Source organism: Nostoc sp. (genome assembly GCF_036917555.1).
Lineage (GTDB): Bacteria > Cyanobacteriota > Cyanobacteriia > Cyanobacteriales > Nostocaceae > Nostoc.
Genome location: NZ_JBALDD010000002.1, coordinates 27898 through 53070, shown reverse-complemented (window position 1 = coordinate 53070; position 25173 = coordinate 27898). Strand labels below are relative to the sequence as shown.

General features: G+C 40.2%; 18 protein-coding genes. 10 read left to right on the top strand and 8 right to left on the bottom strand.

Going from position 1 to position 25173, the window contains the following annotated elements:
- Nucleotides 1-46 precede the first annotated feature (46 nt).
- Nucleotides 47-1429: a chromosomal replication initiator protein DnaA gene (dnaA, locus tag V7K60_RS00635; protein WP_334922091.1), complete on the bottom strand. Its 1383-nt coding sequence runs from the start codon at nt 1427-1429 to the stop codon at nt 47-49.
- Nucleotides 1430-1593: 164 nt separating this feature from the next.
- Between dnaA and V7K60_RS00630 the strand changes: the two genes are divergently transcribed.
- Nucleotides 1594-2838, top strand: a complete 1245-nt coding sequence (locus tag V7K60_RS00630; protein ID WP_334922089.1) for an HhoA/HhoB/HtrA family serine endopeptidase — start codon at nt 1594-1596, stop codon at nt 2836-2838.
- Here the strand turns inward: V7K60_RS00630 and V7K60_RS00625 are convergent.
- Nucleotides 2802-2999: a hypothetical protein gene (locus V7K60_RS00625; protein ID WP_334922087.1), complete on the bottom strand. Its 198-nt coding sequence runs from the start codon at nt 2997-2999 to the stop codon at nt 2802-2804. The two genes, V7K60_RS00630 and V7K60_RS00625, sit on opposite strands and share 37 nt — an antisense overlap.
- On the opposite strand from V7K60_RS00625, the gene def reads away from it, so the two are divergent.
- Complete coding sequence (def, locus tag V7K60_RS00620) at nt 2998-3528, top strand: peptide deformylase (protein ID WP_334922085.1); 531 nt, start codon at nt 2998-3000, stop codon at nt 3526-3528. The two genes, V7K60_RS00625 and def, sit on opposite strands and share 2 nt — an antisense overlap.
- On the opposite strand, the gene V7K60_RS00615 is transcribed toward def, so the two are convergent.
- Nucleotides 3518-5215, bottom strand: a complete 1698-nt coding sequence (locus V7K60_RS00615; RefSeq protein WP_334922083.1) for an NAD-binding protein — start codon at nt 5213-5215, stop codon at nt 3518-3520. The two genes, def and V7K60_RS00615, sit on opposite strands and share 11 nt — an antisense overlap.
- A gap of 331 nt (nt 5216-5546) precedes the next feature.
- On the opposite strand from V7K60_RS00615, the gene V7K60_RS00610 reads away from it, so the two are divergent.
- Both V7K60_RS00610 and V7K60_RS00605 read left to right on the top strand, forming a co-directional pair.
- Nucleotides 5547-6659 (top strand): D-alanine--D-alanine ligase family protein, encoded by a 1113-nt coding sequence (locus V7K60_RS00610; protein WP_334922081.1) that lies wholly within the window; start codon nt 5547-5549, stop codon nt 6657-6659.
- 290 nt (nt 6660-6949) lie between these two features.
- A complete protein-coding gene (locus V7K60_RS00605) occupies nt 6950-7498 on the top strand; it encodes a hypothetical protein (RefSeq protein WP_334922080.1) in 549 nt (182 codons plus the stop codon).
- A gap of 648 nt (nt 7499-8146) precedes the next feature.
- Here V7K60_RS00605 and V7K60_RS00600 read toward each other — a convergent pair.
- The 3 genes from V7K60_RS00600 to V7K60_RS00590 form a co-directional block, all read right to left on the bottom strand.
- The gene (locus V7K60_RS00600; RefSeq protein ID WP_334922078.1) at nt 8147-9079 is read right to left on the bottom strand and encodes an alpha/beta fold hydrolase; all 933 of its coding nucleotides are present in this window, start codon (nt 9077-9079) and stop codon (nt 8147-8149) included.
- A gap of 19 nt (nt 9080-9098) precedes the next feature.
- On the bottom strand, nt 9099-9605 hold the full coding sequence (locus tag V7K60_RS00595; protein ID WP_334922076.1) for a DUF4112 domain-containing protein: 507 nt from the start codon (nt 9603-9605) through the stop codon (nt 9099-9101).
- 88 nt (nt 9606-9693) lie between these two features.
- Nucleotides 9694-10593 carry a YihY/virulence factor BrkB family protein gene (locus V7K60_RS00590; RefSeq protein ID WP_334922074.1) on the bottom strand — a complete coding sequence of 300 codons (900 nt, stop codon included), beginning with the start codon at nt 10591-10593 and terminating at the stop codon, nt 9694-9696.
- A gap of 219 nt (nt 10594-10812) precedes the next feature.
- Between V7K60_RS00590 and V7K60_RS00585 the strand changes: the two genes are divergently transcribed.
- Nucleotides 10813-11286 (top strand): hypothetical protein, encoded by a 474-nt coding sequence (locus V7K60_RS00585; protein ID WP_334922073.1) that lies wholly within the window; start codon nt 10813-10815, stop codon nt 11284-11286.
- A gap of 24 nt (nt 11287-11310) precedes the next feature.
- Here the strand turns inward: V7K60_RS00585 and thrC are convergent, their stop codons facing one another.
- Nucleotides 11311-12402, bottom strand: a complete 1092-nt coding sequence (thrC, locus tag V7K60_RS00580; RefSeq protein WP_334922071.1) for a threonine synthase — start codon at nt 12400-12402, stop codon at nt 11311-11313.
- A gap of 1059 nt (nt 12403-13461) precedes the next feature.
- Between thrC and V7K60_RS00575 the strand changes: the two genes are divergently transcribed.
- On the top strand, nt 13462-13656 hold the full coding sequence (locus V7K60_RS00575; RefSeq protein WP_094350358.1) for a hypothetical protein: 195 nt from the start codon (nt 13462-13464) through the stop codon (nt 13654-13656).
- A gap of 78 nt (nt 13657-13734) precedes the next feature.
- Here the strand turns inward: V7K60_RS00575 and V7K60_RS00570 are convergent, their stop codons facing one another.
- Nucleotides 13735-16116 (bottom strand): hypothetical protein, encoded by a 2382-nt coding sequence (locus V7K60_RS00570; protein WP_334922069.1) that lies wholly within the window; start codon nt 16114-16116, stop codon nt 13735-13737.
- A 255-nt stretch (nt 16117-16371) separates the two neighbouring features.
- On the opposite strand from V7K60_RS00570, the gene V7K60_RS00565 reads away from it, so the two are divergent.
- The 4 genes from V7K60_RS00565 (at nt 16372) to V7K60_RS00550 (ending at nt 25023) form a co-directional block, all read left to right on the top strand.
- Complete coding sequence (locus V7K60_RS00565; RefSeq protein WP_334922146.1) at nt 16372-18039, top strand: iron uptake porin; 1668 nt, start codon at nt 16372-16374, stop codon at nt 18037-18039.
- A 1222-nt stretch (nt 18040-19261) separates the two neighbouring features.
- Nucleotides 19262-21547, top strand: a complete 2286-nt coding sequence (locus tag V7K60_RS00560) for a GAF domain-containing protein (protein ID WP_334922067.1) — start codon at nt 19262-19264, stop codon at nt 21545-21547.
- Nucleotides 21531-21935 carry a response regulator gene (locus tag V7K60_RS00555; protein WP_334922065.1) on the top strand — a complete coding sequence of 135 codons (405 nt, stop codon included), beginning with the start codon at nt 21531-21533 and terminating at the stop codon, nt 21933-21935. Before V7K60_RS00560 ends, V7K60_RS00555 begins: the two co-directional genes overlap by 17 nt.
- Nucleotides 21936-22083: 148 nt before the next feature.
- Complete coding sequence (locus tag V7K60_RS00550) at nt 22084-25023, top strand: S8 family serine peptidase (protein ID WP_334922063.1); 2940 nt, start codon at nt 22084-22086, stop codon at nt 25021-25023.
- The last annotated feature ends 150 nt before the right edge of the window (nt 25024-25173 follow it).

Sequence of the window (25173 nt, the reverse complement as noted above, 5' to 3'; positions counted from 1 at the left end):
AGCTCATAATTTAGACTGCTGCTTGTGGAAAACTTACAATACATCTTCAGGATGGTTTTTGAGAACGGCTAGTCATATTGATGCGATCGCTCAATTCACGTAGAGTTTGTACTAAGGTGCGATCGCTCTCTTGAAGTTGAGTAATTTTATCGCAACTGTAGATTACCGTTGTATGGTCTTTACCACCAAACTCCTCGCCAATTCTCGGTAAACTCAAGGCCGTGTGTTGGCGCATGAGATACATTCCTAATTGACGCGCCCAGCTAATCTCTCTTCGTCGTGAGTTACTTTTGAGGTCATCTATTGAAACATCAAAATTATCCGCCACAACCTTTAAAATTGCTTCTGGAGTAGCTGCCATTTTTTCGTTAGGCGGTTCTAAAACTGGCGTAATATTTTCCACAGTCATCGGTAATCCCCAAATAGAAATATAAGCCACCGCCCGAATTAAAGCTCCTTCTAGTTCTCGAATATTAGAAGTATAGTTAGAAGCAATATACTCAATCACGTCGCGGGGAAGACAAATATTTTCATCCCCGGCTTTTTTCTGCAAAATCGCCATTCTCGTTTCTAAATCCGGCTTTTGGATATCTGCAATTAAGCCCATAGAAAACCGAGAACAAAGGCGTTCTTGCAAGCTAGGAATTTGGTTAGGCGGACGGTCGGAAGCAATGACAACTTGTTTACCAGCTTCATGTAAAGTATTAAAAGTATAAAAAAATTCCTCTTGGGTGTATTCCTTCCCTTCAAGAAACTGAATATCATCAACTAATAAAACATCAGCGGCTCGGTAATGCTCTCGAAAACTTTGCATACTATCCTTACGAATCGCTGTAATTAAATCATTAGTAAACTGCTCAGTAGAAACATAAAATATTTTACAATTAGGAGAAATTGCATAGCGATAATGACCAATAGCTTGCATAAGATGAGTTTTACCCAAGCCGACACCACCGCATAAAAATAAAGGATTAAACTCTTTACCTGGAGATTCTGCAACTGCCAAAGAAGCAGCGTGAGCCATGCGATTGTTAGCACCAACTACAAATCGTGAAAAGACATATTTAGAGTTTAAGTCAGTAGTTTGATGATTGTGATTAGCAACAGCTTCAGAAATACTGCTGGAATTTGGTGATTCCCAAGCAACCTCTCGTTCACTAAAATGAGAAACTTCATCACCTTGAGCAACAGTAATGTAAATTCCTACGGGATGACCGAGAATATCTTGTACTACATGAGCAATGGTATTGATGTAATACTTCTGTAACCAATTACGAGCAAATGGGTTAGGAGTACGGATAACCAAACAATTATTTTCTAATCGCTCTGCACTAGCAGTTTTGATCCAAGTTTCAAAGGTAGGTCGAGATAGTTCAAGCTTTAGGCGTTCTAGTACCTGACTCCACAGACTTTCTATGGGAATTTCCATTATCCACCACCTTTGCTGCTAATCGTCACAATAGAAGAGAAAGCACTAATTTAGCATTGAGACACGCTAGACCTAAAATAAGCTTTTAAGTTGTAATCATTTTGGGACATACCCAGTAGGCAAGATCCTAACACCCACTGACTGACACGGAGAAGCAACGACACATGAAGATAACAAACCATCACTCAGCGCCCAAAAAGATTGAAACCAGGGGCTTACCCTATAGGTTGTGGATGCTCTCATACGGGGTAGCAGTGGTGTTCTTGGGGAGCTGCTCTCTTCTACCTGCTAAGACCTTTGATACTCAGCAAAGGGATACTCAAGCTCAAAAAACAACAGAACCTAATCAGGTAATTGTCCCCCCGCCGATTTTCTCTTCGTCTGGAGATCCTAATTTTGTGGTGAAAGTAGTGCAACAGGTGGGGCCTGCGGTAGTTCGTATTGATTCTTCCCGCACAATCACTTCTCGCGTACCAGATGAATTTAACAACGATCCATTTTTCCGGCGGTTTTTTGGAGAGGGAACCCCACAGCCTAGACAACGCGTAGAACGCGGTAGTGGCTCTGGATTTATTATTAATTCTTCTGGTCAAATTGTTACCAATGCCCATGTGGTAGATGGTGCTGATAGAGTGACTGTTATACTCAAAGATGGTCGGACTTTTGATGGGAAAGTTTTGGGTGAAGACCCAGTAACAGATGTGGCAACGATCAAAATTAATGCCAACAATCTGCCAACTCTATCTGTAGGTAACTCCGATGCCTTGCAACCAGGAGAGGCTGTAATTGCCATTGGTAATCCATTAGGCTTGAATAATACCGTCACTTCTGGAATTATTAGTGCTACAGGTCGTTCTAGTAGCGATATCGGTGCTAGTGACAAGCGGGTTGATTACATCCAAACGGATGCTGCGATTAACCCTGGTAATTCCGGTGGACCATTGCTCAATGCTCGTGGTCAAGTGATTGCGATGAATACAGCGATTATCCGAGGCGCTCAAGGTTTGGGATTTGCTATACCCATTAACACTGTGCAAAGGATTGCTCAAGAATTAATTGCTAAAGGCAAGGTGGATCATCCTTATTTGGGTGTTCAGATGGTGACATTGACACCGGAAAATAAAGAAAGAATCAAAAATGTCGCTGGCGATCGCTTAAATCTGACAGCAGATGAGGGCGTTTTGTTAGTTGAGATTGTGCCGCGATCGCCTGCATCTGTGGCTGGTCTACGAGTCGGTGATGTGATTAAAAGCATTAACAGCCAGCCTGTTACTAAAATTGAAGAAGTACAAAAGCTAGTAGAAAAGAGCAAAATCGGTACTAAATTACCAATAGAAGTGGAACGCAATGGGCAAATTGTCCAAGTAGGAGTTCAACCTGCTCCTTTGCCTGTAAGACGTGAAGGATGATGTTTGTCATTAGTCCAATGCCCAATACTTCGGCTTACCTCGGCTTCTCTACGAGACGCTACGCGAACGCTCGGCACAAGTCGCAGTTCGACTGCGCTCACCGTAAACTCAGTACAAGTGCCCAATTCCCAATTCCCCATTCCTAAAAGGAGTTTTATCATGACTGAATTAGCGCCAATAATTCAATTAGGCAATCCAACATTGCGCCAAAAAGCTGCTTGGGTTGAGAATATTCAAGATGAGCAGATCCAAAAATTAATTGAGGATTTAATCGCCACTGTTGCCAAGGCTAACGGCGTGGGAATTGCTGCGCCTCAAGTAGCACAATCTTATCGTTTGTTTATTGTGGCTTCCCGTCCTAATGCCAGGTATCCCAACGCCCCGGAAATGGAACCTACTGCCATGATTAATCCCAAAGTCATTGCTCATTCAACTGAAGTTGTCAAAGATTGGGAAGGTTGTTTAAGTGTTCCAGGAATTAGGGGATTAGTTCCTCGGTATCAAGCTATTGAAGTGGAATACACTGACTCCCAAGGCAACTTACAAAAACAAGAATTAACCGATTTTATCGCTCGGATTTTTCAACACGAATATGACCATCTCGACGGTATCGTATTTGTCGATCGCCTAGAGAACACTCTTGATATGATTACTGAGCAAGAATATCAACAACGAGTAGTTAACAAATAATTTGTGATTCGCAAACTTGTTCGCCCCGCCATAATTGATATAGCCGTGTCGCTGGCATCGTCATATATAAAATATCACCAACACTGAGGTTAGTTTCTAGTAAATCCCACCCATGAAGGGTTTGGTGATTTTTTTCTACGTACAAAGGCACACAGTCAGTGGACATTGCTACATCTTTTACCCATTGACCACAAAAGGCGTGTGAAGCTGTAATCACAGTTGCAAAAGCCACCCAAAGACTATCTGCTGTGATCCCATTACCAAGGATGCGTCCCCCTAGTGCAGCGGCGGCAAAAGCTGGGGCTGCCAGTTCAGCCGGACTCAGTACGGCCTCGAAGCCAAATAGCTGTTGCGCTATGCCAGCAAAATCAGGATCGGCATAATGAACAATCACTGGAATGCTGGGTGTCAAACCTTTGGCTTTGAGGGCAATTTCCAGATTGGTAGCATCATTGCTAGTAACAGTAATCACTGCGGCAGCAGAGTCTATATTGCTGGCTTTGAGTATTGTGCGGAAGCTGGCATCGCCCTGAATGACGGGGATACCGAGTTCGCGGGCGGTGTTGATATATTTGTTGTTGGAGTCGGGTTCAACGACTACAACTTCATAGCCGCTGGCGTGGAGTTGCTGGACAATTCTCACGCCAATACCACTCAAGCCACAGACAATGTAATGATATCGCTGGGGAATTCGGGCTGCATCCCAAAATTGCTTAAAGCGGCTTCCTAAGACAAAATCGGTGAGCATGGCATACCAAATACCAATCACTACTGCTCCAACCAGCATCATCACAACGGTAAATAACTTAATACTTTTAGGAGCATTTTCTACTACTTTGTCATTACCACCCGCTCCAGTAATCATGCCTACAGAAAAATATAGAGCATCGACAGGAGATAAACTCAACTCAGCCGACATATAGGTGAATGTAGCGATCGCAATAACTGTTAATAGTGCAATAGCACCCACTACTACCGATCGCCCGTGTTGCTGAAACAGCCTAAGATTAGTCAAGACTTTCAGCAGTTTTTTAATCAACGATCTCCGGGGAGAACGGATGCGGGGTTGTGTACCAATAATTAAGCGATCGCCTACTTGTATCTTTTGTCCAGATATGACAGCTGACACCAAATCCATCTCACCTTTGACTGGCAAGTAATAAATTAGCATCCGCGATCGGTCTGACCACAATTCACTCAGTTGTCGACCCTTCCAGAAGTGGTTTTCATCAACGTATTCTTCGTGAATTGGCCAAGTTTGTTGAAATAATTTGATTTGTCCGATCGCTCGGTTTCCCTGTGCTGCAAAGGTGAATACGGGTGCTGCTAATCCCACAACACTCATACTCAAATGGTCTGGCAAACTTTGATCTAGGCGCTCTCCCAAATTTGTATTATAAAAACGGTTGATAATCCGAATCTGGGGATTCAGCACCCGCGCTTGCATCATAATAGACAAATTCAGAGCATCTTTAGATCCAGTGATTACTAAAGTGTGTGCCTGTTGAATTCCGGCTGCTGTTAGGGTAGAAGCTGCTTGTAAATCGCCAACAATCACATCTGGTGCTGTTTCGCCAGGGATAGATTGGTGATGAATACCAACAACGAAGGCTCCCTGCTGTCTCAACAGCCGAAAGGTTTTATATCCGGTAAGTCCTAAGCCACAAACAATAATTCTGGGTTTCATGAAACGGCAGCATCTTTTACAGGTAGGGCTGCATTTCTAGTTAGTTATCAATATATGTTGCCCACTTTCCTGGAATATAACTGTAGCTGACAACACGATTGTTTTAATTGGAGGCAGGGGAAAGAGGGCAGAAGGCAGAAGGCAGAAGGCAGGAAGAGGATTATAAATTTGATGATTAAGGGTACTCAGATGGGTGATCGCTGACTAACTCCTCAAATAGGAGAGTTTTTCTAGACAGGGTTTTAACAGCCAATAAAATAATATAGAAAAATATGGCAATTTTTGTAGGTTGTGATACGCTATCTGCTTGAGGAGTGTGAAGGAGCCGAAAATGACTAAGCTGCGGGTGGGGTTACTGTTTGGCGGTCGTTCGGGAGAACATGAAGTTTCGATCAATTCAGCACGAGCGATCGCTAAAGCCTTGAGTGCAGAGCAAAATGCTAGTAAGTACGAAATACTGCCTTTTTACATCCAAAAAGATGGTCGCTGGCTGGCGGGAGAAGCACCCCAAAAGGTTTTAGCAACCGGCAGTCCGCTGCTGGAATCGGCAGAATCAACTTCTGAGGGAAATCTCACATCCAACCCTCAAGCCCAAACCCTGAGCAATTGGCAATCTCCCTCTCAAGTTGCTCAAGTGGATGTTTGGTTTCCCATTCTCCACGGCCCTAACGGTGAAGATGGGACAATTCAAGGGTTACTCACCTTGATGCAAGTCCCCTTTGTCGGTTCTGGGGTGTTAGGTTCGGCAATGGGGATGGATAAAATTGCCATGAAAATGGCTTTTGAGCAAGCAGGATTAGCACAGGTAAAATACAAGGCGGTAACTAGAGCGCAGGTTTGGTCTAATCCGTGCGTATTTCCGAAACTGTGTGATGAAATTGAGGCAGCATTAGGTTATCCTGCTTTTGTCAAGCCTGCGAATTTGGGTTCATCAGTAGGTATTGCTAAAGTGCGATCGCGTCAAGAATTAGAAGCTGCTTTAGATAGTGCTGCCAGCTACGATCGCCGACTAGTTGTAGAAGCCGGTGTCGTCGCTAGAGAAGTCGAGTGTGCCGTTTTAGGTAACGATCAACCCCAAGCCTCTGTCATTGGAGAGATTACTTATGACAGCGATTTTTATGATTATGAAACTAAATATACTGAGGGTCGAGCAGATTTACTGATACCTGCACAGCTTCCAGATGCGATCGCTCGTCAAATTCAGGATATGGCTTTGCAAGCTTTTGCAGCGGTTGACGCTGCGGGGTTAGCAAGGGTAGATTTTTTCTACGTGGAAGCAACACAAGAAGTTTTGATTAACGAAATCAATACCTTACCAGGCTTTACTACAACAAGTATGTATCCCCAACTTTGGGCCCATAGTGGAGTCTCCTTTCCAGAATTAGTCGATCGGTTAATTCAACTTGCTCTTGAAAGGCATTCTCCTAGCTCAGAGAAGAAATAAACGAACTGATTTTAGATTATTACGGCGAAAAGTCACAATAAATACAGAACTTTGGCAAAAGTTAGCCAGATTTTGTAGCATTTGTTTTACAAAAAAGTTACTTAAATCTAAATTTTGTTACGGATACCTGATGCTTGACTCCTCAAGTACAATTTATTGACTAGAGGGGTACAAATCTGAAAGTAATCATGGAAAAAAGTCAGAGTGTACAGCGCGAGCGAACCCAATTAAAAAGGGCTACTCCAGAGCTGACAAACAGGAAATCGAGACTAAGAAACAGCTCGAATGTTTTGATATATCTGGTTGCACATCATCCTTGGCTATTGTTAACTGGGTGTTTAGCCATGTTTATGGGAGGTGGTGCCTTTGCCTTATATAGCTTAGGTAATGCTGGCGCCGTGCCACAAGAAGAACCAGAAAAAATTCCAGTTATAGTTGAAGAACCAATCAGTCCACCTTCTGAGAATAGTAATCCTACACCTTTATGGATGGTGGCTGCGATCGTTCTTAGCTGTGGTGGTGGTTCTTTACTGATTTTCCGAGTGCTTAACCGCACAAAGCAACCGCAAAAACTTCAAAAACAGATTAATCGCCATCAGGCACGCTTGGCACAGAAGCATTACCAAAAATTGGAACCACAGCTTCCCAAGAGTCAGCCAATTTTTGTGCCACAGCCACAATTGATGCCCCTTACGCAGATGCAACCTAAAACAAAGCATCTAGTAACTGTTCTACCAGCAGAACACAAGCACCATTTAGATACGCGCACAGAACCTTTAGCAGACTTGATGGATCTTCGTAAAAATAGTTCATTGTCTGCTATTTTACGCCAGTATTAATACTACTGTAAAGTAAAACCCCGTTAAATTAACACTTTTTGCCAATTAGCTTGGCTTAGATTCCCGACTTTCTTAAAGAAGTCGGGAATCTTGTTATGTACTAATAATTTATTTGCTATATAGCGGTTTAACTGCTTTTAAAAAGTTAGATACGAGCAATTAGTAAATTTAAAAACTTGCCAAAATGGCAACCAGCTTTTGATTATTCAAGTTAAATTGTATGAAGATAAACGACTTCAAGGGTTTGATTATCAGGGACTACCACCTAAGTAAATTCCTTTTGGAAAATACTACTTACTCAATGATTTACAAAAACAAAAAGCTATCTCTAACAATTATTTGCAGAGTATTTATCTCAGTAAATAAATTCAATAATCAGGTTTGGCATTTGCTGCAACAGGAATATTAAATGCGTGCAGGCGTTGTTGTTGAACTACGCATTAGCCCCCAATAGCGGGTAACGTCTGTATACATTCCTGTTCGCTTCAGCAGCAAATGGTAGAGTGGGAGTTTGAAAGCTGACTGATATGCTTCCTCCCACTCTCTTTTTATCTAATTCGTAATTCGTAATTATTGTTGAAACACTCGCACTTCATTGTGAAGTGTTTTGGTATATTTGGGATGTTGCCAGCAAAATACGAATTGTCTTTAGAAGTTGGTATCTTGTAAAAACTCAAGAATCGTTTTATTCAACACCTCAAAAGCCCCAGTTGAGGCATCATGACAGCAGTTAGATAAAATCTGTAATTTGGAATTGGGGATATGTTGATGTAATTTTTTACCATGACTAGCAGGAAACCAACTATCCTGCTCACCCCACAAAACTAGTGTAGGACACTTAATTGCACTCAGATTATTTTGAATTTTAGTGAGCATATTTGGCTTATTTGCTTGCCAATTCTCAATTTCTCGCGCGGCTATTTGTAACTCTTCGGCAACTTTTGCGATCGTACCAGGCAATTCAGTAAACGGGTAAGTTATCCAATAGATATCTTCCTGTGTCAAGATTGAGGGATCGAATAATACCCCACGTCTTTCTATTGCCATAACTTCTCTAAATAGAGGTGCAAACAAATATGCCAGACGTAACGAGTCAATTGTTTGCATTACTTCTCGCGGCGTTTGGGCAAGTAACCACATAGACCAATGGGGTAGCTGTTCGGCAAAAACAGGTACGTTTACTACTATAAGCCGTCCGATTAACTGCGGATTTTCTTGAGCAAGAGCAAGGGCAACTAATCCTCCTAAAGATTCTGCCACAATTACTGCGGGTTCATCACATAATGCCTGAATAATTCTTTGAAATTCAATAACTTGATGACCGTTGTGTTCTTTACGAGACAATGGTTTTTCCGAAAAACCAAAACCTTTGGCATCAAAACAAATTACTCGATAATATTTAGATAATGGTGCTACGCTGTGGCGCCAATTGTAGCTCCAACTACCCATGCCATGTAATAAAATTAACGGTTTACCTCTACCTTTTTCGCCATAAGCAATTTGTACAGGATACCCTTTAGCATCACTAATAACTAGACTTTGCCGCCCTTTGGGAAAAGTAGCTTGCCACCAATCTTTCATTCTTTTATCAATAAACAATTTAACCGCCTGTAAAGGCGCTCCACAGGATTCTAATTAGGATCACAGGCAATGCTACTAAGGCAATAGAGATTAGCAACAATCCAGCCAAAACGGCAAAGATAAACCACCTGTCTGCACTCTTTTGCTCGCTGGGAAACTTTAAGTATTCTTCCAAGAGCTTGATATTATTAGTATTAGCTCTCCAGGCAAAATCAAAAAAGTCCCCCAAAACTGGGACAGCGCCTACCAAGCCATCAATGATTACGTTCAAAACCATTTTACCTAGAGTGGCTCTAGATACGCCTAGCCGCGCTGCTTCTAGAATGATGTAGCTAGAAAACATTATTCCCAAAAAATCACCACCAATTGGTATGAGTCCTAAAATTGGATCTAAGCCAAAACCAATTTTTGTGCCAGGAATGGTAATAACATTATCCAACAGCCGACTTAACTGACGCAGGCGCTTCAAGGTGGGTGCTTTGGTATCAGGTTCAATTATCGAAAATCGAGGAGGAGAATCAGACATAGAAGCGATCACTAATTTTGTATTGAATCGTTAGATATTTTACTCCCCTACTGAGCTTTTGCAATCATTATTCTCAGGGATTTACGAATTAATATTTTTCTTGCGATTGCGGCTGGGCTTTTAAGCGCATATCTTCGCCGACAGTCACGTTCAACTGATCGCCGATTAACAAAACAGCAGCGCTCATTGACAGCCAGAGCATTAAAACTATCACAGCTCCTACAGCACCATATACTTTATTATAATTGCCAAAATTCGCCACATACAGCCGAAATAGAGCAGACAACATTGCCCAAAAAACAGCTGCTAAAATTGCTCCAGGCATCATTGGTGTGCCTGAGTTCCACTCGCTTGGACCATAGCGATAGACAAAGCCAAAGGCGACAGCGACAATACTTAAAGTTAAAGGCCAGCGTAACAGCAGCCAAAGATGCAACAAAAAGATTAAAGAACTATTTTCGCGCGCTACCGTTCCCAATAGCCAATCGCTGGTAAACACTGAGAAAGAAGCCAATATTAAAAGCAACATAGTACCAACTGTTAATCCCAGAGAAACAAGCTTGGCTTTCCAAAAGGGGCGGATGTTTTCTGAAGGAATTTGATGGATTTGATCGAGGGCTGTCATCGCGGTACTCACCGCCCCAGAAGCAGTCCAAATTGCTAATACAAAGCTTAGAGAAAATAAACCACTGTTTTTGGAGTTAGTAATTTCTGTGGTAGCAAAATCACGAATCAGATTCAGGGCTTCTTCAGGTAAAACTTGACTTAGTTGCACCGCCAGTTGTCTAAAGGTGTTTTGTAAAGATTCTGCCAATAAGCCAATAGCTGTAAGGATCGCAAGAATTGCTGGAAACAGCGATAGCATGGCATTAAAGGCGATTTCTGACGCAAGTCCCAAAAGTCGCCTTTTGATTGTCCTGGAAAAAGTTTTTTTAATCGTGCGCCAATTGAGGTGGCGAAAGAAGCGAAAAAAACGAGGCTTTGGCATAATTTAGAGTTAAAACTGGTTGGGTTTATTAACTACTGTGCTAAATTTTGCGTAGCGATCGCATCTATCTTTTTACCGCAAGAATACCGAATAGGGAGGGGAGCAGAGTTCCTAATTAATGACAGACGCGATTAAATTGCGTCTCTACTCTTGACTAATGACTCTTGTACAGACGCGATTAATCGCGTCTCTTGACTAATGACTAATGACTATTAATCTATGAATCAAGATTTAACACAACAGTGGTTGACAGAAATCCAGGTAATCAAAGAGCAGATGGCACAGCTACAACATGATCGCGATACGGCTTGGGAAAGTGCCCAAAAATGGCGTCAGCTTTACAACACAGAAGCAGAACAACGCCGCACAGATACCCAACTTTCCCAACAGACGATCGCCTACCTCAAGGCAGAACTGCATAAACTTCAAGGTTTTGAAGTAGAGACACTGGCTGCTGGGACACCAGTAGCTGTCCAACAAGAAATAGAACAGCTAAAATCTGTAGAAGAGTTGCAAGCTAAACTCATCACTGCGATTAAAGAACGCGATCGCCTCTTACAAGCTTTGAAAACTGAGCAGGACAACCACGCCCAAACCCGCAATAGCCTTACTACTGCCTTGGGTGATGCTATTGATAGCTTGACACACGAACGAGCAGGGGCAGGGAAGCAGGGGAGCATAAGGGAGAAATAACCAATGCCCTAAAATCCCATTGCCCTAAAATCCCATTGCTTCAGCTACTGCGCCCAATTCTGCTGCAATACCTTGTTGAAATTCACTGTGATTGTGTTTAATGGCTGTATCTGGGTCTTTTAGTCCATTGCCTGTAAGGACACAAACCACTGTCGCCCCTGTAGGAATTTGGTCTTTCACCTGCAACAACCCAGCGACAGAAGCAGCGCTAGCAGGTTCGCAGAAGATACCTTCTGATGCTGCCAAAAGTCGATAAGCGTCGAGAATTTCTGTATCGGTAACGGCGTGGAAATTTCCCTGGCTAGCGGTTTGTGCTGCGATCGCTAACTCCCAACTTGCAGGGTTGCCAATACGAATTGCTGTCGCTAGGGTTTCGGGATGCGCCACTGGCTGACCGTGGACTAAGGGAGCTGCTCCTGCGGCTTGGAATCCCATCATCTTCGGTAGGCGATCGCACTTTCTGGCTTGATGATATTGACAAAATCCCATCCAATATGCTGTGATATTTCCCGCATTTCCTACGGGAATACACAACCAGTCTGGTGCATCACCCAATGCATCGACAATTTCAAAGGCTGCTGTTTTCTGCCCTTCTAGCCTGTAGGGATTGACTGAATTCACCAAAGTGATCGGATAGCTTTCGGCCATTTCGCGGACAATTTCTAGAGCTTGGTCAAAATTACCTTTAATTGCCAATACTTCTGCGCCGTACAGTAGTGCTTGAGCTAACTTGCCCAGCGCCACATAACCGTCGGGAATCAGTACAAAGGCATTCATGCCCCCACGTCTGGCATAAGCGGCGGCGGCTGCTGAGGTATTGCCTGTGCTAGCACAAATTACTGCTTTTGCCCCTGCTTCCTTGGCCTTGGAAATTGCCATAGTCATCCCTCGGTCTTTAAAACTGCCAGTGGGATTTAAACCGTCATATTTTACAAAAACCCGTACTTGTCTGCCAATGCGTTCTGCGATCACTGGCACTGGTATTAGAGGTGTGTTGCCCTCTAACAGAGTGATAATCGGTGTTTTTTCGCTGACAGGCAAGTATTCACGATAGGCTTCTATCAGTCCGGGCCAGGGTTGGCGATGAGATGTAGCAACAGACAGGCTCAAAGTCACAGGATTTAAAATTTCTTAATGTAAGGATTGGATATTTAGAAAGGATGGGATAGGGAAGCGCAAAATGGGAAAGAGGAAGAAAGTAGATTTTTCGTTACCAGTTGCCTGTTCAGAAGTTCCCTAATCCAAAAGAATCTTATTAAGTAGAACGGCGTAAATATTTGTAGTTGGGATGAGGCAGGAGGCTGGAGGCTGGATAGAAGAGGGTTTTAGCCTCATTTATCTTTCTTAACATAGTTGTGTTTTTTCCCACCGACTTACTGTAAGAATATTATTTTTTGTAATGGAGGCGTTTCACTTGCTATTTTCATTTAGAACGTTAATTTATCATAAACCGCCACGGCGACCTTCGGTTCAACAAATTAGCTTAGAGGATACTGACGAGGTAAAAAATCGTCTGCAAATCTATAGGACTCCTATTTGATTTTGAATAAGACTTAGTACTTATCTATCCTATTCCCTATTCCCTGTTCCCTGTCCACGCAAATAAATTTAGGAATCAAACCTGATTCCTATATGAGAATTACGTCATAACTCTCTGAAACTCTGATTTATCCGTGGTTAAAGCTGCTTTTAGTGCATTTGTTTAGTCAAGTATATCTATGTATTTTCACACCCTATTCGCTTTAATTAATCTAGGAAAATACGCAAGAGGCTGTCTCTTTTTGATAGTAACCTTCTACTTCCCTTCCGACGATAGGCTGTGCCAAGTGTAAGTGCTTCGCCCTACGTTTTTTCATGATTTAGCATAATTATTGATATAGTCTACATATAATTTCTTGCGTAAAATTCCTTAAAAACGGCGATAACTGTTTGTACAACCATAATTGACAGACTATAAATTAACTATTCCTAAGTACTGTACAGTGGAAGGAAGCTTTACACACTTGGTTCAGTGTTTTTTTTTGGAACACAGCCATTATAATCACCGTCTTTTATGATTGAACCCCAAATCCATTAGAGTAATTGATTGAAAATATACAATAATGTAATAAAGCTTAAAAGAGCATTATTATAATATTTCTAATGGTGTGAGTTAAATTGTGGATTTAATTAGCGATGCCTACTTATTTATCTAGTGTTTCCGATTGCGAGTCCCAGACTGCCTGGGTCAGTAAGTTAACCAAGTCTTATTATCAAGACGATCAGCAAGCTAAATTGATGCATTTACAAGCAGAGGTAGACTCTCTGTTGCAGCAATTGGAGAACCTGAAGCACCAACGTCTAGCCGAAACCAACCAAAAAGAAGAATAAGTCAGTCTTGTAGATAGCGATCGCTTTTCCCCTCCTAATTTAAACTTCAGTAGAGGGGAAATTTGAGTCAGGGGTGTGCTATTCAAAGCGCTGATTTTTCTCTGACCAGCGCCTCAAACTGTAGTTATGAGTATTTTCTACCAGTAAAGCTAAGGATTGCACCCCTGAAAGCTTAGCGATCGCAGAGAGTCTTTGTAAGTAATTTCCTGTAAAATCAGTGTAAATGATTTTATTTCCATCAGAGAAAATTATAGTCCGGTCACGGCCTCGTTCTGTGTTTTTTCTCTGAATTTCAGGTGTCGGCTGATTTAAGGATGCTATTGCTTCTGGTGAGATAGTCAGTATTATTTCTGGTTGAGCGTTATTTGTTAAATCAATCACTTGAACAGGCCAATCACCTAATTTTTTCTGCATCTGTTCAAAGCTAGGAATCGCACCACCCGGAACTTCGCCAGATTGCTGCAAAGATTGCCACAGACTCGATAGCATTACCTTCACCCCTTGGGGATTTTGTTGATGCAGTTCTCGTAGAGTAATTGGAGATGGTTGCACCCATTCCAGTGCTGCATTTGTCAAGGCTAAAGGTTTGGGCTGGAGAACATCGTTTTGATTATCTGGAATTTTTGGGCCAGCAGCTAATAGGCGCAAAACTTTACCTTGTAGTTGCACTGCCTTGATAGCGGCTATAGTAATTTTTTGCTCTCCGTTAGGCAACCAGACTACAATCTGGATTTCCGGGTCAGAAGTGATTCCTAAAGTTTTCCAGAAAAATTTGGCGGCGTCAGTTTTCGGTGGGTTGAAATTCTCAAAGGGGAAATTTAGCCAGCGTTTCCCGTCATTAAATGCACTTACCTCCACCTGATACCAAACTTGGTTATCCGTCAGTTTTAAATCTGCTGGGGAACTTGGTTGCAGCCACTCGGTATTGATAACTTGAGTAATTGGTTGCACCGTACCAACAATCTGACTAGGGTGAGTAGAAGATATTTGCGACTTTGTACCCTCACCATTGAGTCTTGCCAACAAACCTTGAATATAGTCAAGATTCTCTTTTGTAATTTTTGGTTGCGTCTTTAACCAGGAATTAGCATGTCCTTCTCCCCGCTGAACTGCTAAAATCAACGCGAACCAAGCTTGCACCTCTCGTCTATTTGGGTTCACCTGCAACGCCGCCACTGTGCGATTCCACAACCGTTTTTCATCAGCTTTGAGTAGAGTAGCAATTTCTTGGGTATTATGTGGCGACGCTTCAAACACCTGTAAAGCTTTCTCCCAGCGACCATCAATCAAATCTGCCAGCACTTCTTGACTAGGACTGGCCCAAATTTTCTGGGCTTGGGTTTTAGTAAGTTGGGAATGCAAGCGAATCAAATCCATTTGTGCTTGCGCCGCTTCAGGTAAAACTCCTTTGCGCTGTTTCTTGATGAATTTCAACCATTCAAAAGCTGGTGTCCACAATCCACTACGGGCAATTGACAGGGCCTTTTGGTATCCAGAATCTTTGAAGGTTGATGATTTGAGGGTAATCGCCTCCAATTGAATTGGTTTGAGGAATAATTTCAAAGGCTTGACTTGGTAAACCTGTAAGTGCGGTTCTAAACCTACTGTTTGATCAACAACTAACTCTTTTGTACCATCACCAGTTACCTGCTGCCATTTGGGCAATTGTCCATTAGGACTAATCCAAGACAACATTTGTAGTAAATTCGTGCGTTCTGGATTGTAGTATACGACGTAACCGTAAATGATCGTACCAGTTCCTTGTTGGCGTTTACCCCGCAAATCAAACCAAACCCCTGATGATGGTGTCTTATCTTCAAAGCGTTGCACTTCAGTTAAAGGTAGGGGAATACTGATATCTTGGGGTTCTGATGTTCCATCAAGCAAAGAAGAAATCACAAAGGATTCATCTGGGCCAGTTACAGATAATTGAGTCGCTAGATAATAGTAACTTTCTGACTGAGATTTAAACTCTAACTCTTCTGAGCGCTCGTAAACCCTGAGTTCCACCAGTTCTTCACAATCAGATTGACAATTAGCACGTTGTTGAAAAACTGGTAGTAAAAATGAGGTTTTCACATCCTCATGTAAAGGTAGAGTTTCCCCAAATATTTGGTTTTTTTTACTCAAATCGAATTGAATTTGTTTGAGAGTTTGAGGACGCTCGTGTTTACCAAGGGGGATTTGCGCCCATGCAGGTAAAATTTTATTTAGCCAGCTTACTTCGTCTGGATTGAAAATGAAGAGAACACTAATCCAGGCAAAAGCCATAATTAGACTAGCACTACTTAACAGAATTGCGTAGGCGCAGCCCGTCGTAGACATCGCTAGTATTGACGACAACCAACGCCCTCGTTTTAGCTTTTTCTGAGGTTTTTTAGCGACGCGTTTCATCGCACCAGCACGAGGTTGATTTAGTTTAGAGGCTTTTGGCTTCAGCTTGCGTGAACGATTTGCCATAGATTCGGGATTAGAGAATTGAGGATTAGGGATTGAGAAACTCTTTCCTAGTCCCCAGTCCCCATTCCCCAATATCCTGTTATACTCGCCCTTTCAAAAGTTGCCTAGAAGCATTAAGTCTAATTTGGGACAAAATCCGTAAATGTCCCCATGTGAACCCAAGATGATCGCGAATACACTCTTCACTTAAGTATGTGAGCAGAGTGTAAAAAATTGAAAGGTAGATTTATTAGCCGCAGTCATCGCAAAACCTGGATGCTCGCATGGTTACTAATTGCGGGAGTAAATGGAGTTGCACAAAAAGCATTAGCACAAAAGTACATCAATCCAGAAACTACTCAGGAGATAGGAGTTAAGGGCAATAATATTATTCCCTCATCCCCATCCCTCTCTCCAGAAGAACCGATGGCGCAAGTTACATCGGTATCTCAACTAAAGGATGTACAACCCAACGATTGGGCATTCCAAGCCTTGCAATCTTTGGTAGAACGTTATGGTTGTATAGCCGGCTATCCAGATAGCAGCTATCGCGGTAATCGCGCCTTAACTCGGTATGAATTTGCTGCGGGTGTAAACGCTTGTTTAGATAGAGTCAACGAATTAATCACTACAGCCACCAGCGATTTAGTCACTCGCGAAGATTTAGCAATATTACAAAAATTACAGTCAGAATTTGCCCCTGAATTAGCAACTTTGCGGGGTCGTGTCGATAATTTAGAAGCCAAAACTGCTGAAATCGAAGCCAACCAATTTTCAACAACAACTAAACTCAGTGGACTACTGATAGTTGGCATTCAAGGACGAACTAACAATCGTGGTGATGTTAATCCTAGAGATGGACAAAAGGATACAGATGATGCCGGGACAAATGTTAATCTTATATCCCTGGCGCAGCTGTATTTAACAAGTCAAATCACTCCCAATAGTTACTTGTTTACAGGTCTTTTAGATGGTAAAGGAAAAACTACACCTAGATTTACCAATAGTGTTTCCCGGAATGATGTTTTACTTGGCTACGAGTTTCCTACAGATAACTTGATTGTAAGTGACCTCAATTTTCATTGGCTGGTGACAGATAAATTAGCAGTAATGGTAGGAACAGAAGGCGTAAGTATGCCATATGCTTTCCGAGGCCCCAATCGAGTAGAAAGTGCTGCAACTGGGCCATTATCTTATTTTGCCCAAAGAAACCCAATTTTAAATATGGGATATGGTCACGGTGGTATAGCAATTGATTGGCAATTTGCTAAACGCGCTAGTTTGCAGGCAATTTATACTAGTTATCAACCAGGAAATTCTGGTAAAGGTAGCAGTTTATTTGATGGAACCACCACTACAGGTGTGCAATTACTGCTGACACCAACCGATACTCTAGATTTAAGTTTGTATTATGTTAATAATTACGCTTCAGATGGTTGTTTGCTAACCTTTGTTGGTGATGAATGCTTAACTACAGTTAATACCACTACCGGAAAATCAGCACCGCTACAAACTAACGCCGTGGGGGCGACTCTGACTTGGCAAATTTCTCCCCACATTAGCGCAGGTGCATGGGGTGGTTATACTAAATCTTATATTCCTGGGCAATCAGGAAGTGTAGAAACGACAAATTATATGGTGTTTCTGAATTTCCCTGATTTATTTGCTAAAGGAAATCTAGGAGGAATTTATGTCGGTCAACCTCCTAAAATAACTAGTAGCGACTTACCTGTAGGGAATAATGTCCCTGATTTTATCAATACAGGTTTAGGACGTGCAGGTGGACAACCAGGTACGACCACTCAAATTGAGGCATTTTATCGTTTCCAGCTAACAGATAATATCAGTATTACACCAGGGATCATTCATCTTATACAGCCTGGTAACACACCAGATAGTGACTCAGTTACTATCGGCATTCTGCGGAGTACTTTTAGTTTTTAGTTTTAGTTTAAAATAATAAGAAGCTTCTGTGGCTTCCTGCAGAATGTGCTGCAAGCCAGCGCTCAGAACTTTGGGAGACGCGGAGATTGATTTGTTGAAAAATTTTAGAGAATTGGTATAAATAATCAAAACATCTCTTCCAATACCCAATGCCATATTTTCAATAGATATAAAAAAGGTTTGGCTCACCACCAAACCTCTATATAAATCCAGTGCATAACAACATCCCAAATTAATTTACTAATTATTATATTCATTGAATATCTTCCTATAGGATGTGTGCAAATATTCTAAAACCTGACACTACACCTTTATAGTATATAAGAGTCATATCAATATTGTTCGATTTATCGCATCTTTATAGTTATTTTATTGAGAATCTAGTTAGATAACTGAGAATTCAACCCGATTTCACTTTTTTGTGTTGCTCCCATCTCAATTATTGAATTAAGCGATCGCTTAAAGAGTCTCGATAAGTGGGACAGTTCGTCGGGTATTCTTAAAACTTATTCTTTTGTAAAAATTATTAGTAAAATTTTATATTTCCCAACATATACTATTATAAATCTTTAAATCTAAATCTTGCTTTATTACCTATTCGTAGATAAAAAATTGAATTGAAAGCATGATTGTGAGTAGAAACAGCAAGTTTTTGGTTGACTAATCCGTCAAAAATGCTTCTATTTTGGGACTTAGCATACCCTTTGGATGGCGTTGATTATAAAATGAAGTATAGCCTCGAATTCAGTTAAAATCCGTAAAAATATTGATATCATGCTTAAAATGTCTTAAAATGCCTGCAAGCATTTCCCTGTTTAGATGGCTGAGTTTGATATACGGAAAGTTTTCGCATAATAAATTCGCATAATAAATAGTTAGGTGGCTGAGGTTACTAATGAGGGTGTACCTGCAATGTTATTTGTGGAGCAAGTAGCGTTACTTGGGCTTACTTATTTGTGACTAATTACCTAGATTCAATTAGAGTTATATGAACCTATACCACTATTCTAAAAATTACTAATTTTTTCAGTAAAGTACGACTAAAAAACTTCATTTATCATCAATATGTTTAAGCTCTTTAGAACAAATTTTATTAGTGGGATATGTTTATGAACCGTAATACATAGTCTTATCTTTGTTTAAGAATAATTTTTGGGTTGTTAGTTTTAGACATAAAAAGTTGAATGCACTCTAGAAAGAAATTTGTAACGGAAATAAGGAAATGGCAAGCATTGAAGACAACAAATATTTTAAGAATTTTTATAGCGAAACACTGAAAGCTTTAAATGATTTGTCACAAAGCTTAATTTCAGCCTCTGCTGATGAATTGATCCAAGTCCTTCCTGAGAAAGTTTGTGACCTTTTGTCTGTTCCAATATGCATTTTCTGGAAGAAAGAGCAGGAGAAGCCAAAGTTTAAAGTGATTGCTACTTATGGAGAAGTGGATGATAAGTACAAGAAAATTGAAATGGATTTGGGACATCCAGGCGTACAGTATATTTTTAATAGAGATAAAGTCTTGTCTTTGGCCAATGTGAATGAAGCAACTTTTAGGTTGGCTGATATTGATGAACTCAACAAAAGACAGTGGATCTCTTTTCTAAGTATTCCATTAAAGATTGAAGAAGAAATTGTTGGTATTCTTGATGTATTTACAAAAGAGACTCGTCACTTTAAGAAATGGGAAAAAGATTTATTTAAGATATTGTCCAATTTTGCTTCTTTATCCATTCAAAAAAAAGAATTTGTCAAAGACAAAAAAGAAATTTACGACGATAGGGAAAAACTTCAGGATCTGACAGCTATTATGCTTGAGATGACAGCGACTTCTGAAACTAATGAAGTTTGGAGCCTATTAAGAAAAGGAGCATTGAAGCTTGTAGGCTCAAAGCCACGAATATGGATTGGTCGTTTAAACCATCTGAATGGCAAATTGGAGTCAGTAGAGGCAAATAATACTTCAGAGATTGAATTTGGCACAGGTATTGCTAGCAAAGCACTCATCGAAGGAAAACCAATTATAGCTAATGATGTTCTGAGTGATGAATGGTCAAAAACTTATCATAAACATTGGCCAGATACACGATCTCAGATGTCTGTTCCTATATTAATAGATAAAGTACCAATCCGAGAAAATTTAGAAGTCAAAGCAGGTTCTAAACGGATTGGCATATTAAACATTGAAAGTTCAAAAATTGATAATTTTCCTCAGACATATCAAGAGCGTCTCTTATTATTGGCACGTCATACTGCTTTACGCCTTGAAAGAATTGAATTCAATAAAAAATTTGTGGCTATTCGAGAAATTGAAAGGGAAATCACTAAGGCTCAAAACTTTGATAAAATTATAAAAATTGTCATTAAAGGTATTACTACAATTCTTGAATTCACTTGGGTTAATATTTCCCTAATTAATTCAGATCGAACTAGTATTAAATCTGATTATATATTTGGGCTTCCAAAAGATAAAAAGGAAGATTTTAAGAAAATGGCATCACATAATCTAGATAGTAACGATATTCAAGCCAATATTGTACGAACTAAACAAATTAAAGTACCTGATAACGATGATCCAGGACTAGATAAAGAAATCTTTAAAAAGTTTGGACATGAAGATATTATTAGAGTCTTCATTCCAATGATTGAGCCTTTGAATAACTTAGTTATAGGGACTGTTGAAGCTGGTTATAAAAGAGAATATAGACAGTATATTTATGAGCAAGATGTTCAAATACTGAAGGGGTTTGTTGAACATGCAGTTCATGCTATTGAACGTAGAAAATCAGGGCTGATTGACAGAATTACTCATGAGCTAAAATCTCCAGTCGTAGGTATAAGAAGCCATGCTAGCTTTCTTCAGAGGCGCTTTAGTGATATAAATTTAGCTCCTAGTACTATTGCAATCAAATTTGAAGATATACTAACTGATTGTGATTTGCTTCTTTATCAAATTAGACAAATTGAATACTTTTTGGGTAGGAGCTACTCCGAAAAACCTAAATTTGAATCGGTTATTGTTTTTCGAGATATTGTTGTTAAAACAGTTAACCAGCTTAAACCTATTTTAAATGAGTATGGTTTACATGTAAAGGGTGTAAGATATGAATTTGGTGATGCTGCTAGAATGGCAATATTCACAGATAAGGTGATGTTAAATCAAATAATCTATAATCTCTTGATAAATGCAATTAAATACGCTGAAAAAGATCCAGGGAAATTCAAAATATTGCTAGAGGCAAGTGAGTATAAAGAAAACTTTATGATTAAATTCAAAGATTGGGGAATTGGAGTTGTAGAAGAGGATACAGATAAGATATTTGAAGAAGGATTTCGATCTATGGATGCAATTAAGAAAGTAGGAGGTTCAGGATTAGGATTAAGCATTTCTATAGCAATTATCCAGCAACTAGGAGGAAGTCTAAAGTTAGTCAATAACTCAAAACCAACTGAGTTTCATTTGATTCTACCGAAAACATTTAAGGAGGCTCCAAATGATTCTGTTCGTTGATGATGAAAGAAGAAGAATGGATAGTTATGTTCAGGATTTAGTTTTATCTGGACACGAGGTTGAATTTAAGTCAGATGTAGACTCTGCTTTAAAATTTTTTGTCGATAACCAGACACAAATCAAACTTCTTATTTTAGACATCATGATGCCAACAGGAAACAGTTTTGATGAGGATCAGACACATTATGGTCTAAGAACAGGGATTGCCTTTTATCAGAAGATAAGAGAACAAAATCCTTCTCTGCCAACCATAATATTTACTAATGTTTCTGACGAAAATTTAGCAGAGGAAATTAGTAGAGACAGTAGTGTTTTATTTTGTCAAAAAGATAATTTTCTCCCTTTTGAGCTTGAAAAAGAAGTCAGAAAGATACTAAATCTTGAATAAATAACGACTTACACACGGGCTACGATTTTATATCATTACGAACAAACAAAGTAATCATAAAGGCTTGGTTTTTCGTCACGAGTGCATAAGTCCTATAAATATAACATTATCGGCTGGTGAAAATTAAGCTGGAAAGGAAAATTGAAAAATGGCAAGTTTGAGTGTGTTTCTTGATTATGTCAGCAGTTTTGAAAGAGAATTAAAAAATCAGCTTCATAAAATTCAATCGGATCTTGAACCAAGCGAAAGTAAAAGTTTAATTAAACAAGTTGAGTTGGAACAAGTTAAAAGATTTGAATTGATTGGAGAATTAAGAAACGGTATTAGCCCTGAACTCAGTGATTTTGATCCTTTAACAAAAAATCTCAGTGATATTGAAGAAACTGTTGAAAAAATAAAGGAACTTGAACAATTTATTCCTCAAGGTAAACAAAAAGATTTGGTACGTGAAATTGGGACATTACTGAAATCGGATATCGAATCAGTTGAGAAATTAAGTAATAAGATTGACTTCAGCAATAATGAACAGCTCATTAGTGAGTTGCATGATTTACGCAATAAAGGTGAAAGAATCTGGAGATTAACACTTCTCATAACCCCTGCTGACGATCAAGAATTTCAGGCTGCTGTCATGTGGACAGCGGAACAGGGAGGAGAAGTTGAGTTAGATAAACTACAGAAATTAAAAGGAAATTTACCCTATAATTCTCTCCAAATTCAGCACTTACTTAAGTATGCTCGCCAAAGAATTGAAGAAAGACTTTGGGGGAAGGAGGGAAAATACCGAGTTTTATGCTCTAAAAATGAGCTAGAACGTTTTCAAAACGTCCGAATTGTTAAGAGCTATCCAGCATTCACAATTATTTTAGCTTCGATGGTGGCGATTAATAATATCAAGCAGTTCTTTCCTGTAGAGCGGTTGAAGTTTTTTGAAGGACCTAACCCTAGCCCTGAATATTCCAATATGAGAGATCAAGTAGTGCGGTTTAAGAATCCAGTTCTTGAAAGCTGGAAGCAAAAAATAGAAGAGATAGGTGCAAAGATTTTGCAGCCTTTGAGTCGGCTAGAAATTGTCGTGTCTGTTCCCAGTGAAGATATTATTAACCAGCTTAAGAGCTTTGAGGAAGTTTCTCAAGTCACACCCTATGTCCCGAAAATTCGTGTTCAACCCCAATATCTTCAAAATTTAGGTCAATCAGCGACAAAAGAGGCGATCGCAACAGCTAGATTAAAAGCAGCCCAAAACCCTCCCAGTTCTCAAAATCGAGGCACTCCTCTTCCAGGTATCTTAATTGCCAATTTCTTTATTCAAGAAGATCGGGATCTTGCTGCTAAAAATTTAGAGTCTCAAGGAATTCGCGTTGCCGATCAACCTGGAACAACTAAGCTGGTACTCGATCTAAGTTCAGATAATAATGCAATAGATTCCCTCAAAATCATTGCTAATCAAATAGGATTAAAATCCTTGGAGGAAAAAGTTATCCCAAAATTGTTCAACGAAAAAGCTTGTCATATAATTGGCAGAGGTGTTATACCGTCTAATCCTACGCCAACGCTTGGTTTGACCGGAAAAGGAGAGATAATTGCTATTGCCGATACAGGATTAGATACAGGAGAATCTGAAACACTTCATCTTGACTTTCGTGAAAGAGTTAAGTGGATTAACAGTTACCCAATACAATCATCTCTAAATTCTTATATTCTCAATCCTGGAGATGACGACGGAGCATCTGATACATATTCAGGACATGGAACTCACGTAGCTGGGACTGCATTAGGAAACGGAGAGCAAGCAAAAAAGTTAGGGATTTCTTCTATTCCTGCTGGTATGGCTACAGATGCTCAATTAATTTTCCAAGCAATTGAGCAAACACCTAAGTGGAATCTTGAAGGTAAACTCTTATGGCTGAATTCCTATTATCAAAATCCCCCTAAGTCTGGGTTATTCGGTATTCCTGACGACCTCAAACAACTATTTGAGGACGCTTATGAGAAAGGTGCAAGAATCCATTCAAATTCATGGGGTGGGGGCGAACCAGGAGGCTATGATGATAAATGTAACGATCTGGATCTATTTGTTTGGGAACACAAAAATTTTTTGGTGCTAGTAGCTGCTGGAAATGATGGCAAGCATTGTTCTTCAGGTACACCAGCAATTGAACAAGGAAGTGTGAGTTCTCCAGGAACAGCTAAAAATTGTTTGACTGTTGGAGCATCTGAGAATAATCGTAATGGACAATTTTCTGATACTTATGGTGATTGGTCGCCAAACGACTTTCCTCATTTTCCCTTCAAATCTGATGGCATGGTTGATTCAGTAGACGATATTGCGGCTTTTAGTAGCCGTGGCCCATGTCAAAATGGTCGCCGACACCCTGATGTAATTGCTCCTGGTACATTTATCCTCTCGACTCGATCCTCTCAGATTGCCAGCAATCATTTTGCTTGGGGAGCTTATCCTTCTGCTAAAAAGCATTATATGTACATGGGAGGAACCTCAATGGCAACTCCTATGGTCGCTGGATGTGCAGCATTGGTGAGGCAATATCTGCGAGAGAGGCATCAGCCATCTATTATTAATCCAAGCGCTGCTCTAATCAAAGCTGCACTAATTCATTCTGCAACTTATATTAACTACCGCTTTGCCCATCCATCATCTCAACCTTGGGCTGATAATGAGCAAGGGTGGGGAAGAATCAAGCTACAACAAGTTTTAAATCCAGCAGAACCGACGCAAGTACTTTTTCTTGATGAAGCGAATGGTCTGAAAACAGGTGAAAAAGCTGAGTATAAGCTACAAATTTCTGATAGTCAGGTTCCCTTAAAAGTAACTCTTGTTTACACTGACTACCCAGGAGAAGATTTAATCAATAATCTAAACTTAATTCTCTACCGTCCTAGCAGCACATATCTCCTTGGTAATGATTTTGAAGGTGAGGGCATACCAGATACAGTTAATAACGTAGAAGGGATTATTGTTGAAACTCCTGAAATTGGTGAGTGGAGAATTGAGGTTATTGCTGAGGTTCAACAGGAGCAGCAAGATTATGCCTTGGTGATTTCTGCTGGAGGATTGTTGAGAATCTAATCTGAATTTAAACGATCTCTTATACAGGCTGTTTCTATTTTGAGTTGTAGAGTAGGTTAGTCAAAAGCTAAAAATTCCCAGGAATTCTTTTATAGTTGTTCTTAAAGTCATTTACAAAAATTTTTGATATACTGATATTTGAAACCAATA